A 13398-nucleotide genomic window follows, 5' to 3' on the forward strand; every position below is an offset into this window, starting at 1 on the left:
TAAATCTGAAGTTGTTGAACCTACTGTAGAGAAACAGAAACCAACTACAACTCCTGCAGATAAGTCTCAAACTGTTAAACCAACTACAGATAAAGCACCAGCAGTAACTCCTACGGATAAATCTGAAGTTGTTGAACCTACTGTAGAGAAACAGAAACCAACTACAACTCCTGCAGATAAGTCTCAAAGTGTTAAACCAACTACAGATAAAGCACCAGCAGTAACTCCTACGGGTAAATCTGAAGTTGTTGAACCTACTGTAGAGAAACAGAAACCAACTACAACTCCCGCAGATAAGTCTCAAACTGTTAAACCAACTATAGATAAAGCACCAGCAGTAACTCCTACGGGTAAATCTGAAGTTGTTGAACCTACTGTAGAGAAACAGAAACCAACTACAACTCCTGCAGATAAGTCTCAAACTGTTAAACCAACTACAGATAAAGCACCAGCAGTAACTCCTACGGATAAATCTGAAGTTGTTGAACCTACTGTAGAGAAACAGAAACCAACTACAACTCCCGCAGATAAGTCTCAAACTGTTAAACCAACTATAGATAAAGCACCAGCAGTAACTCCTACGGATAAATCTGAAGTTGTTGAACCTACTGTAGAGAAGCAAAAACCAACGACGACTCCTGCAGATAAGTCTCAAACTGTTAAACCAACTATAGATAAAGCACCAGCAGTAACTCCGACTGGAGAAACTAAAACGGTAAAACCTGCTGTAGACAAACAAACATCAACAGCAACTCCTACAGTCGCAAAAACTCCAACGGAAGAAACTAAAACGGTAAAACCTGCTGTAGACAAGCAACCAACAGCAACTCCTACAGTCGCAAAAACTCCAACGGAAGAAACTAAAACGGTAAAACCTGCTGTAGACAAGCAACCAACAGCAACTCCTACAGTTCCAACAACTCCAACAGAAGAAACTAAAACGGTAAAACCTGCTGTAGACAAACAAACATCAACAGCGAAAACTCTTACTACAGAACCGGAAACCGTAGAACAACAAGTTGCTGCTCAAGTTGAAACTTCAACCTTAGATGATCAACAACCTGTAGACACAACAACTAATGAAATCTTTAATATCGATCAACTACAAAAAATTAAAGAAAAATTGATTGATACTTTTGCTAACTTTCCTGATTACATTAGTCAATTCTATCAAACATATCAGCGTCAACTTATAGTAATTGGTTCGCTAATCTTAATCATATTAACCTTCAGGTTAATTCTTGGTTTCTTAGAAGCTTTAGAAGCAATTACTACTTTATCAATTAGCTTTGAGTTGATAGGTATGGGATATTCAGTATGGTTTGTTTACCGTTATTTACTGCGGAAATCTAATAGGCAAGAATTGTTAGATAAAATTCAAGATATCAAAGCAGATATTGTTGGCAAAAAATCTTAAATTTCTAATAGTTTCAGATACTGAAAATAACATGGGGGAATTAAACATAAAAGTAAGCCATAAAAATGTTTGCTTCAGAGGTTGTCTGAGAAGTCCCGTTTGCTACATCCAAGCCCCCTAAATCCCCAAAAATTGGGGGACTTTTAGAAACAAATTGATTCTTGTTCCCCCCAAAGTTGGGGGGCTAGGGGGGCAAAATTCAGTATCAAAAAACTTTTCAGACATCCTCTCAAATTCCCCCAATAATTTTTTTGAATTTCTTTATCCGAAAACAGCGCTCTAAATGAATAAAAATAAACGAAGAAAAACAACATTATTTTTAGTAGTATTATTTTCATTAGCTGGGATACAGAAAATCAGTCCTGTTTTATCCCAAGATTTACAATTGACGCCTATATTTGAAGATGTAAATCTGTATCCAAAATCTCCTCAAAACCGAATGATTATTAGAGGATTAAGTGGAGGACCTGTATCTGCAAAAGAAACAACAGGCAGGAATGATACGGTAACTGGACCTTGTGTCGGTTTTATTGATCGAAAACCAGATCATAGATTAATTTTAAATGGTTTTTTTCAATCCCTGAAACTTGAAGTTAAAAGTAGTGAAGATACAACTTTAGTAGTTAGAGGTCCTGGGGGTAGTTGGTGTAACGATGACTTTGAAGGAAAAAATCCTGGAATTATGGGTCAATGGTTTTCGGGTACTTATGAAGTTTGGGTAGGTTCTTATCAAAGAAATAAATATTATCCCTATGTTATTAAAATTACTAAGGAAGATTGATATATTCCCTGGGGTCATTTCAGTTATCAGTTATCAGTTATCAGTTATCAGTACCTATGCAATAAGTAGGCTACGAAAATACTGATATACAAGGGTTTGAAATTAATTATCGGATAGGTCTAATAATTATTGGTTAAGCAACACGACTTACAACAATATAAACAGCGCCTCAGAGAAAAATCTAGTGCTAAATTTAATATGCTAATATAGCTATTAGTTAATCTTTATTAAGAATATTTTATATGTCTAATCAATCGGATGGAATTTCTATATCTGTAAATGGATCGTCTGTAGTTTCTCTCGAAATTATAACAGATGGTAACAATAATACTCAAGAAAATACTCAAGAAGCAAACCTAAATGTTCATGTGAGTGAGGAGAAGAAAACCCTTGCAGAGGCAGCAGCAGAAATTCAAAGACTTCTGGAACAGCTAGAACTTAGTAATCCTAATGCTACTGAAGTTGAAAAAGTAGCCCATGTTAATCGTAAAATTACTCCAACTCTTAAAAGTCGAGCAGTTGCTGCATTGAAAGCCGGTACTGAAGTTGCAATTGAAGAGTTGTTGGACAACTCTTATATTAACCTGGGGAAGGCGGTTATCAAAAGTTGGATGAAACCTGAATAAATTTCTAAAGCAGCACTTTACAGGAAAATTGATTAAATTTTTCACTTTAAGAGCTGATTTTTAAACATAATTAAGCTAAAAAAATGACTATTTTAGTTTAGATTTATATAAAATCCTGTTGGGTATGGTCAAAGCTTTTTAATTTAAAGAAATTAGTATTTCATAACTGACTAAATAAATCACCTCCAAAGTTTTTTTTCTTAATTTCTACTCAGTTAAAAAAGTATTATAGTTATGAGCGAAGACCAAAAAGAGAACCAACCTATTGAAGACCCACAGGAACAAAATTCTGGAACTGAAAATACTCCAGATAACCCAGGTGAAACTGGTCAAGATGAAATGCCAGAAAAAACAAAATCAAATAAAGGAGTAGAAATAAAGGCGGAAAATAATCCAGGGGATATTTTCCTACAAACTATTCAATCGGGAAATCATAATAATCAAAAGCAAATCCAAAATCAGCAAGTTCCTGAGAATGGAAATGGAGAAAAGGAAAATATAACAAATAAACAAGTTACAGATGGTAATAGCAACAATCAAAATTATGTTGAAGTTGTTGTTAAGAATTTCATTAGCGAAGGTAAGGATGTAGATAAAAAATATAGCTTTAACAAGAATGATTATATTCAATCTGATGGAAACCAAAAATTAACCGATCCAACAAGACCTTTACCTCCAAAGTCGAAAAGTTTACCTGATATTATAGTTAACGATTTATCTGATTATTCCCATAAATTACAAGAAGATTACTTGGTTGTTGTTACTTGTTCAGATTCAAGCTCTGCACTTTCAGTTGCTTATAGTTTGACTGAGGAAATTTCAGTATCAAATAAAAGGCTATTTACAGGAGAATTAGGAGCTTCTAAAAAATTAGATTTTGAAATAAATATAGATAATATTATCTTTCACCCAGCTATTGAAAAGGAAGAGTCAACCTTAATTGTTGTAGACAGCTATGAAACACAAACTTTTTTAGATTCTCTAGTTGTACAACCTTCTACAGCGGGAGCTATAAAACAAGACTTAAAAAATAGTCACATATTTTGCATTTGTATAGCTGAATCAAAAGTATTAGAAACCACACTAGAAAGGAAACAGATTAAATCACTATCATTCCCACACTTGGAAGTTCCGTTGGTAGAGGAAAAAGCTACAGATGAAAGACAAGTTGATGCTTCATCGCTATATAAGAAAGCAGACCCTCTAAGAAAGACTGTACTATATGTAGTAACATTCTTTCAAGGTTTAAATATCAGTGACTTCGAGCGGATTGTTTGTCTATTACTACGGGAAGAAAGAACTTTAATAGCAGAAGAAAATCAAGTTGAAGTTCCTAAGAATGTTCCTGAATCGACAGTTTCATTAGCAATTGGAGATATAACGTTTAATCAGCCTCAAAAAGAAGTAGCTGATAGAAGTGGGAATCAATCTAAAACTAAAACAAAAAAATTATTACGTGATGCTTGGGAAGAAGATGCTGAACAAATATTACAAGACTGCTTTGTAGAACTTTCTCTTAATGAATACTCCTCTAGAGTAATTAATTTTTCATTACCTCATTTACGAAGTGAGTTGAAACAATATTTTGAAGAGAGAAAGTTCATAGAATATAGGAAAAAGTTCCGAAAACTTATAGAACTAAACTTATTATTTGATACCTCTCCTCAAGTTGCAAAGGCTTTAAAAGATTTATCAGTCGCTATGATGCTTTTTCAACCAGGGGTTGAGAGTTGGGTAGATTGGTTAGTACAAATTTTTATAGAAGCTTTGGAGTTGAAAACTGATGGAAAGAGTAAAGATTTAAAGTATATTTACTATTGCATTGTAGGTTTACTCCGTGAAACTTTAAATTATGCTGAATTAGAGGATATTTTAGAAACTTTCTTGAATAGATTAATTCATGAAAAACGCCTTGATGCTGTTCTAGAAATTTCAAAACGGTTGAAGTCAGCTCCTCAGTTTGATGAATATTACTGGTTTAATCAATGTATTAATCAAGGGAGTGAGGAAGTTCGTCAAGAGACATATCAAGCAATCTATAATATGACAAAACAGAGTAGTTTAAGAGTATATGAAATCCTTGAAAAATTGAGTGCTTGGCTACCTAATTTAGAATGTGACTCAAAGACTTATTCCTTTTCAAATAAATGCGCTATACTGTTGTATTCTGAATATTTAGAAGAAACTCTAAACCAGTTTTATACAAAGCTTTATGGAGATATTCCACTAGAGCTTCTTGATGAATCAAACCAGTTAAAACCATTCTTAGTTGATTCTGGTCATTTTCCATTACTTCTAAAGGATTTTGAGGAGCAAGTTAATTTTAGATTTCAAGCTAATCTTGTAATAGTAGAAAATAGAAAAATTAATGCAGTTCTTAATTATAGAAGGTTAGTAGCACTCAAGAATATTCTTAAAGAGGCGACTAAAAAGTATCTGCGTCAGAAAACCTACTTGTATGATTTTTTCTATAAATTTGATGATGTTGTCTGTTCAGAATTGATTTCCCACCTTGACCAAATACTCAAAACTCATGGTCGTAGAATAGAGGGATTTTTCCCAGAAGTTGACAATAAACTTCAGATGCCTGAGTTAGCTCCTTTTCAATATGATGTTGAGTATGATATTCCAGTTTATGGCAGAGTTGTCATTAAAAATACTTTAGCTGTTGAACCTGTAAAAGATGAGAGTGGTGAATATAGTAGAGACAGTATTCTCAAATATAGAAAAGCAAAAATTTCAAACCTTGAAGAGTGGTTAAAATATAATCTTAAAACGATTATTCATAAGTATTTATTGGGCTGGAAATATGTAGATTGTATCTTAAAGTATAATCAGCAATCAATCAAGAATTTGTTCAATATAGAATCTGAAAAAATTGGTTACTCAGTTAAATTAATTAGCACCTTTCCTGACTTAAAGCCTCTCAAATTAAGAACAGAAGGTTTCTGGTTTAAAGAAGAAGAGTATTTTGCCACAAAACAAAACAGTGTCAAAGTTAAATTGGGCATTGATGTTCGTGGAAAAATAGAAAACCTGGAAAAAATTAAGGATATTTTAAACGATTCTCAGAATAATATTGATGAACTCATAAAACAAGAAGTATTAGATGCTATTAGTCAAGTATTGCATGATGTAGAACCTGAGGATTTTTACTACGACTTTGAACATCATCCAGAGGGAAAACAAGAACCTGTTAAGAAAAAGCTATCTGAAAATGTAATAAGTGTTTTGAGTAGTAAATTTCATGCAAGTTCTATCAAAATTTATTTAAGCATACTAGAAACAGATTTAATCCAGCGGATTAATAAGTTGAGAAGTCAGCCTTGTGAGTTTGAAATTGAGGTAGGCTCTATTAAAGATGCTGGCGAAATAGTTAAGTATAGCGGTTCTTTTAGTATTACTGGAGTTGCTAAAGAGAAGTGGGATATATTTCAATGTCGCGAATACTCAATTGAAGAAATTAGAGATTTTATAGAAAAACAACTTAAATATTATTTTAGAGGTTTGGACAGTGGAAACCTCATATATAAGAATACTCAGCAAGCCGCTAAAATTCTTGAGCAAGCTAACGTTTTAGTGAATCGAGATGTTATGAATAAATTTGGTTTAATGGTGACTATTTCTCGCTTTAGTCGTGAAGAGACTCAGTTAGAAGCACTTGAACGAAATATTCATTTCAAGATTCGAGCGAACCAGTTAATTGAAGTGCAAGAGCTGATAATTAAAGATAAAAGATTGCGTTTCCTTGAAATAAGTGCATCTTTAGATGAAATAAAAAGTGTTCAGACAGAACTTAAGTTAGTTAGTCAACACCTTCAGGATCTTAGCACTCAGCCTGGTAATGAGGGAGATAAAAATAAATATAGACAAAAAGAAAAAGAATTACAGAATAAACTCTCGGAGCTTTTAGAAGTCAACATAGAGAAAGCTAATCAGCTTATATCCCAACAGATTTCCTTATTAGCTCTCAGTGTAGATGATAATGACGATGGAAAGAGGTGAAGATGGTCTCCGAGAAAAAAGAAAAGTAGACCTAAGCAAATTAGAAGAATATTATTTGCCAGAAAATAGAAGTGAACCTGCTTTAGCTATGACTCGCCTTTTTCGTCATATTTGTAATGAGGCTAAAAATTTAAGGTTTGAGTCAAGTATTAATATTCTTGAGCCATATCGTGATGAATCTCTTGAAAGTCTTTTCACAATAACAAATATTCAGAAAATTGCTCTTAGAGCAGGAATTTTCGGAACATTTATAGGTTTACTTGAAGCAATAATCCAACTCAGTAAGATTGGTTCTGAAGTAACTCCTATAGAGGCTATAAACAACCTTTCAGGTGCTTTATTTATATCATTTAGTACGACAATAGCAGGATTAGAAGTCGCAATATTACTTGGATTTTTACTGATGATATTGCGTAAACGTCAAGAGAACTATTTTAGAGATATGGAAAGTTCTGTTGAAGTTATTCTCTTGCTAGCTCGAAATGCTGATAATGACGATCAATCAAGAATTTTAGGAGAATTAGCAAAAGTTGAAAGTGTTGTAGAGCAGCTAGGAAAAAGGTTTTATGAGAATACTCAAGAGATTCAACGTAGTATTAATGCTGTTCTAGAAAGAATTAGAGAACAAACCAATGAAATACAAGAAGGTATGGAGCAAATTAAGGAAACTAAAGTAGATTTCGATCGATTTATTAATGAAATAAGTGATGTTCAAAATAGATTTATTGACGAAGTAAAAGAAATTTACAGTGAACTTTCTCTAAAAAGTTTTAGAGATGACATAAAAGATGGAATAGTATTTGCAGGGGAAAAAATTTCTAGTACACTCGGTGAGACAGAAGCTAGTATTCAACAACAAACAGAAGAAATTGATGCAGGAATTAATACTTTGTCAGAAACAAGTGCTAAATTCGCCGATTTTTTACAACAGATTGATTCATCTCAAGTCAATTTTATAAGAAATATAGAAAACTCTCAATATACATTTGCAATGTTAGAAGCAAATGAAGAACTACGAGCTACAATTAATCGAGTAATTCAAAGTATGGAAGAAATTAAATATACGATGAGAACAGTCAATAAATCTTTGAATAGACCACTACTACAAAGGATTAAAAATATATTTTATTAGATAATAATTTAACCATAAATTGGAGTTTTATTCGAGCATGAAAAAACTTTGGAATTTTGTTAGTAATGAAGACGATCCTTTTGGTCCTGGAGTCGATTTAATTGTTTCGTTACTTGCTATACTGTTAGTAATGTTAGTTATCACTGCTGGAGCTTATCAAAATATTAATACTAAAAATCAGGAATTAGCAAGCTCTTTAAAATCTTCTAGAAACAGAGTCGAGCAATTAAACAATTTACTGGATGCAGAAAAAGAAAAGAATTCAAAACTATATAAAAGACTTCGTGCTGAAACTGCTGCTAGGATTCCACAATTTCCTCCTAATATTGTTATTACTGCTGCCCAAGGATATGATTTTCCTTCAGGTAGTGCGGAGCTGACTGATGCTTTAAATGGATATATTCGTAATACACTTGTTCCAAATATTGAGGAAAATATTCAAAAATTTGATGTTGATACCGTAGTTATAATTGGTCATACAGATGGACAACCTGTTGCAGAACCTTTCAGCAATCTTGATGGTTTAGTTGAAGAAGTAGCGACTGGAAATGAATCTGTAGGAAAATTAAAAGAAGGTTCTAATGTAGATTTAGGACTTATGAGAGCTTTAGCAGTTGTGAGAAAACTCCAAGACATTCAAAAGTCAGAAGGTAAACTTAGAAGTCTCGATCCGTTAAAGGGTTTTCGAGCATATTCTGCTGGTCCATTAATCTTAAGGAATGGAGAATTTGCCCAACCTAATGAAAACCCAGATCAAGAGAGGCGACGTATTGAGATTCGTTTTACTAAGTCGGGGGAAAAGTAGGGAAGATACTGTTGACGAAAGTCTACAAGACATGAGTTATAGCAGTGGAAGGAAAGGTGAGGACATATTAAAAGCTGAAAATTCAGACAAAGCCAGATTTTCCCTTCTGCCTTCTGCCCTCTGCCTTATGCCTTATTCTCACGTTTCAGAAGGAGAAGATTGACTCATAAAAGGAGTCAAATAAGCAACCAAAGCTCCTATCAGAAAAGCTGCAATATTACGAGTCAATGGCAACCAATCTGAAGTTCTCGTAACTACTGGGCCAATTCCAAAAGCAATAAATAAAATTCCCCACAATGGAGAAAATATTAACGCCCACTGCCAAGAAAAAGCTTGGTCTGGTTTCCGGGGTTGAGCTGCAAAACCACAAACTACTCCACCAATAGCTGATGTAATTAAAGTTAAAATCCATTGCTCTCTTGGTAAACCTGGTACAACATTACAACCACCTTGACGTAAACAAGTTTTGATAGATTCTAATGATTGGATAATAGATTGGTCTTCACCTTGGTCTCGCACAAAAAATTGATTACCGTAGCGAGTTTGTAACTCTACCCAATATGTCCGAGGCAGAAATTCATAAAGAGCGCGACCTACATTAAAGTTCAGAATATTACCGCCACGGGAGTCAGCTACTAACAACACACTTTTATTATCAAGTTCCCAAAAATCTTTAACTGCTCTACCAGGAGTACGATCAAATTGAGTCAAAACCCTCAGTTTCCAACCAGTTTCATTTTCAAATTGCTCTAAATCTTTGGCTAGTATATCTTCTTGAATGTCTGTTAAGTTTCTTGCTAAGTCAATAATTGGTGTTTTTTCTTCGGGGAGTAACTGAGGATTATCATAAGCGTTGGCAACTCCTGGGGTTAGAGCAAAAATCGATAATGCCACGAAAACTGCTGTAATTAATAAAGAAAAATTTTTCAAAAAGTATTTTTTCATTTTATATTTAGTTTCAAACTCAAAAGTGGACAGTAAATGCTTGTATTAAAAAAAGTTCAGAAAAATCTCATATTTCTTTACATTTATTTACTTTAACTCACATTTGTATAAAATGTAGAGCAAATATTAATATTTTTTAAACTTTTGACTTAATAATGTTGACTATTGGTAATACAAATAAGAATATAATTATGTATTAAAGATCACAATTTATATTTTTTATGGCCAAGAGAACAAGTGTTAGATATCTCCAGAAAAGAGGGAGTAGGGACGTTGCATGCAACATCCCTACAGAGTAAGGGGAAATAATTGTAGACTACAAAACCTCTGCCCCCTGCCTTAAAGCCAAAATTTATGTATCCTAAATTATTAATTAAAACTGCTATGAGTAGCAGAAGTCTAAATTTCACTCAACCAACTTGCCGCTAAAGCAATTGCTAAAGCATCAGCAGCATCATCTGGTTTAGGAATCTCATCTAAATCTAATTCTCTTGCTACTGCTTGCTGCACATCAGATTTATTTGCATTGCCATAACTTGTTAGTGCTTTTTTAATTTGTGCAGGTGTAAACTCTATTAATGGAATTCCATGTTGAGCCAATACTAACATTAAAATTCCTCTAGCTTGGGCAACTAAAATTGTATTGCCCATACGATAAAAAAATAGTTTCTCTGTCGCTGCTAAGTCTGGCTTAAAGGTATTAAATATCGTATGTAAATCTTCATAAATTGTGATTAAACGCTCGCCCATTTCTTGTTTTTTTGTAGTTTTAATCACCCCAAAATCAACCATAGAAGTAGAATTTATTTTGTCTGTTTTTGAATTATAAACACATTTAATTACTCCAAATCCTAATATTGCTAGACCTGGATCTAATCCAATAATTAACTTTTCCAATTTTAGACTTTTGATTCTTATATTAAATTTGCTGGTTGTAGGGAATTGGATAAAATTATAAGCTCTGAATATTTAAGGTAGCAACTTGAGGTACAATTGCTTGAAAAACCTGAGACATTTAGAAAATAATATTCTGAGGTTGAAGCTGAAGTAATATCAACAATTCTTGCAAGGTTTGAGGTCGGTTTTCAGGTTAAATTTCCATTCCTTTAATAATGGCATAATTGACGCGATCGCTAATTTTTTTATTAACTTGTTTTGCTTTTACTCATAAGTAATATCAAATCCGTTTAATTCGATATAAAAAAATATTCCATCTTCACCCAGAGCGGAAAGAATTCTTAGTTCTCTTCCCTTCTAAATTCTGGATTCTGGATTCTGGATTCTGATTCACTATCTTATTACACCAATGCTACCGGATTTAATATAATAGGTCATATTTAGCTTGTTTTCCCGTCAGTTTAAAAAGCAATTAATACGAATTTACTGACAGCAACTTAGCAGCAAATGGCTATAAAAAGCAGCAATAGCCATAGCTATACCTTTTTCAGTAAACCCTAATTACTAGGATTCTACAACAACTGCTAATTACTCTATTATAAATATTTAATATTTTTAATTATCGGAAAAACCACCCATAATTTAATCAAAATAGGAGAAGCAATGATACGAGTTTTTCACAATTGTTAAATAGCTAATTTTTCACCTCAAAAAAATCGCTTCAATCAATGTGCTTCTCCCTAAAAAATTCAACTACAATTCACGAAGATTAATTATTAAATTATCCTTCTACCTCTGCCAATCCAAAAACTCTATTAAAAACCTTCTTTACCTTATCACCCGAATCAATACTTTCCAATGGATCTTTTCGTAGTCGATGCCTTAAACACATTGTAATAACACGACCAATATCTTCCACCGTCACTTCTGTATTACCTTCAAAAGCAGCTAAAGCTTTTGCTGCACGGTTAGTCACAATATCTCCCCGTAAACCATCCACATCTAACTCAGAACAAACTTGAGAAATTTTCACTCGTAAATCATAATCAACTTCCACTGATTTCAGCTTTTGTTGAGCACCTACAAGCTTATCCTGTAATTTTTCCTGCTGTGTTTGATAATTTAATAAAAATTCTTGAGAATTCTGGTCAAAAGCTGAACGTTGTTCAACAATTTGAACTCGTAATGAAGGGTCCTTAACAGTCCTAATTTCGGCGTGCATTCCAAATCTGTCCAGTAATTGAGGCCGTAACTCCCCTTCTTCTGGGTTTCCCGAACCAACAAGCACAAAACGAGCAGGATGACGAATAGAAATACCCTCCCTTTCTACAGTATTCCACCCACTGGCTGCTGAATCAAGCAAGACATCAACCAAATGGTCATCTAAAAGATTAACCTCATCAACATATAAAATGCCACGATTTGCCTTAGCTAATAATCCAGGTTCAAAAGCCTTGACCCCTTCTGATAAAGCCTTTTCAATATCAATAGTACCACAGACCCGGTCCTCAGTAGCCCCTAATGGTAAATCCACCATTTGGACCTTTCTTTTAACTATGGCAATTTCTTGCTGTTGTGCCAATCTATCTTGGACAGCATCGCTCATTAGATCGGGGTCTTGAGGATCGCTGTTGAAAGGATCGTCTAGAACAATGTCAATTTCTGGGAGCAGATCGGCTAAAGCACGGATAGTAGTAGATTTACCTGTGCCACGATCGCCCATAATCATCACACCCCCTATTTTGGGGTCAATTACATTTAATAACAAGGCCAGTTTCATTTCTTCCTGGCCGACAATTGCAGTGAAGGGAAAAACAGCCCGAATTCTTGGGACGGCTGGTTTAACAGATGTATTTATCGTATTATTGGCTTGAGCGGTTGGACTCACAGTAGACTCTAAATTCTGATTACTATTTTTTATTTTTGCATATTGACGGACAATTAGAGCTTCTTTATCTCAACGTTGGTTGAAGACCCGCGCTCTCCCGAAGGGGAGCGTCGGGATGAAAACCAATCAATCTTGCGGTTTTTACAAGGGTATGCTATACTAAATAGGATTAGGCTGCTGGGCTAGCAGTGTCAGTCTGTGGAGTGACCGTAAGACCAGAAAGAGGCTTGGCCTCGGAGGCAGGTGCTACGAAGCAGAAAGTCCTGAGCCGCGAGGTTTAGGAATCCCGCGTTGTCGCGCCATGCGCAACGTCGGGAGGATGTCAACTAAGGGAATAGGGAATAGGGTGAGAAACTAGGGCGTGTCATCAATTAAAAAATTGACAAAATTAGGTATTGTATGCGTTATGGAGATGGCGATCGCTATGCTAATGAAATGACTGAAGCTACCAAGTAAATTCCTCCTAGGAAATTAACCGAACGTTGATCATATCTAGTAGCGATCGCTCGATAATGTTTAAGCTTGGCGAAAAAATTTTCAATCAGATGACGTGATTTGTACAATATCTTATCGTAGTAACGGCCTTCTTTCCGGTTTTTCTTAGGTGGAATCACTACTTCTATTCCTCTCTCACTCAAAGGCCCAATGACCCGCTCCTGAGCATCATAAGCTTTATCAGCCAAAACTGCTTCAGCTTCTACAACAGGTAGGAGAACATCTGCTCCATCCAAGTCACATGCTTGACCTGGAGTTAAAAAAATGGGTGGGATTGCCTAGAGCAGTTATAGTCGATGGGAGGTATTATCCTCCGCACCTCTACTTCAGAACCGGACGTGCGACTTTCACCGCATCACGGCTCCTAGCAATCTGTGGTAACATCTCAGTTAGAGACAAAATCCGTT

At 34.6% G+C, this 13398-nt stretch carries 9 protein-coding genes and 1 pseudogene; 6 read left to right on the forward strand and 4 right to left on the reverse strand.

The window, feature by feature from the left end:
* From F6K54_RS01945 to F6K54_RS01970, 6 genes are all read left to right on the forward strand, one after another.
* On the forward strand, positions 1–1417 hold a 1417-nt coding region (locus tag F6K54_RS01945), incomplete at its 5' end, for a CAAD domain-containing protein (RefSeq protein ID WP_293073707.1).
* Between the two features lie 283 nt (positions 1418–1700).
* A complete protein-coding gene (locus tag F6K54_RS01950; protein ID WP_293073710.1) occupies positions 1701–2198 on the forward strand; it encodes a hypothetical protein in 498 nt (165 codons plus the stop codon).
* A 242-nt stretch (positions 2199–2440) separates the two neighbouring features.
* Complete coding sequence (locus tag F6K54_RS01955; RefSeq protein ID WP_293073713.1) at positions 2441–2824, forward strand: hypothetical protein; 384 nt, start codon at positions 2441–2443, stop codon at positions 2822–2824.
* Between the two features lie 234 nt (positions 2825–3058).
* A complete protein-coding gene (locus F6K54_RS01960) occupies positions 3059–6829 on the forward strand; it encodes a hypothetical protein (protein ID WP_293073715.1) in 3771 nt (1256 codons plus the stop codon).
* Positions 6810–7961 (forward strand): MotA/TolQ/ExbB proton channel family protein, encoded by a 1152-nt coding sequence (locus F6K54_RS01965; RefSeq protein WP_293073716.1) that lies wholly within the window; start codon positions 6810–6812, stop codon positions 7959–7961. The genes F6K54_RS01960 and F6K54_RS01965 overlap by 20 nt, the downstream gene beginning before the upstream one ends.
* Before the next feature lie 37 nt (positions 7962–7998).
* Positions 7999–8766 carry a hypothetical protein gene (locus tag F6K54_RS01970; RefSeq protein WP_293073719.1) on the forward strand — a complete coding sequence of 256 codons (768 nt, stop codon included), beginning with the start codon at positions 7999–8001 and terminating at the stop codon, positions 8764–8766.
* 138 nt (positions 8767–8904) lie between these two features.
* Here F6K54_RS01970 and F6K54_RS01975 read toward each other — a convergent pair whose 3' ends face one another.
* The 4 genes and pseudogenes from F6K54_RS01975 to F6K54_RS01990 all read right to left on the reverse strand — a co-directional run.
* A complete protein-coding gene (locus F6K54_RS01975; RefSeq protein ID WP_293073722.1) occupies positions 8905–9711 on the reverse strand; it encodes a TPM domain-containing protein in 807 nt (268 codons plus the stop codon).
* 399 nt (positions 9712–10110) lie between these two features.
* Positions 10111–10608 (reverse strand): crossover junction endodeoxyribonuclease RuvC, encoded by a 498-nt coding sequence (gene ruvC / locus F6K54_RS01980; protein WP_293073725.1) that lies wholly within the window; start codon positions 10606–10608, stop codon positions 10111–10113.
* 781 nt (positions 10609–11389) lie between these two features.
* Positions 11390–12496: a magnesium chelatase ATPase subunit I gene (gene bchI / locus F6K54_RS01985; RefSeq protein ID WP_293073728.1), complete on the reverse strand. Its 1107-nt coding sequence runs from the start codon at positions 12494–12496 to the stop codon at positions 11390–11392.
* 422 nt (positions 12497–12918) lie between these two features.
* A pseudogene (locus F6K54_RS01990) lies at positions 12919–13251 on the reverse strand (transposase); the annotation flags it as partial.
* Positions 13252–13398 lie beyond the last annotated feature (147 nt).

Origin of the sequence: Okeania sp. SIO3B5 (assembly GCF_010692555.1) — a bacterium.
GTDB lineage: Bacteria > Cyanobacteriota > Cyanobacteriia > Cyanobacteriales > Microcoleaceae > Okeania.

Coding starts and splice junctions, on each gene's coding strand:
- F6K54_RS01950 (WP_293073710.1), top strand. CDS start 1,701: ATGAATAAAAATAAACGAAGAAAAACAACATTATTTTTAGTAGTATTA.
- F6K54_RS01955 (WP_293073713.1), top strand. CDS start 2,441: ATGTCTAATCAATCGGATGGAATTTCTATATCTGTAAATGGATCGTCT.
- F6K54_RS01960 (WP_293073715.1), top strand. CDS start 3,059: ATGAGCGAAGACCAAAAAGAGAACCAACCTATTGAAGACCCACAGGAA.
- F6K54_RS01965 (WP_293073716.1), top strand. CDS start 6,810: ATGACGATGGAAAGAGGTGAAGATGGTCTCCGAGAAAAAAGAAAAGTA.
- F6K54_RS01970 (WP_293073719.1), top strand. CDS start 7,999: ATGAAAAAACTTTGGAATTTTGTTAGTAATGAAGACGATCCTTTTGGT.
- F6K54_RS01975 (WP_293073722.1), bottom strand. CDS start 9,711: ATGAAAAAATACTTTTTGAAAAATTTTTCTTTATTAATTACAGCAGTT.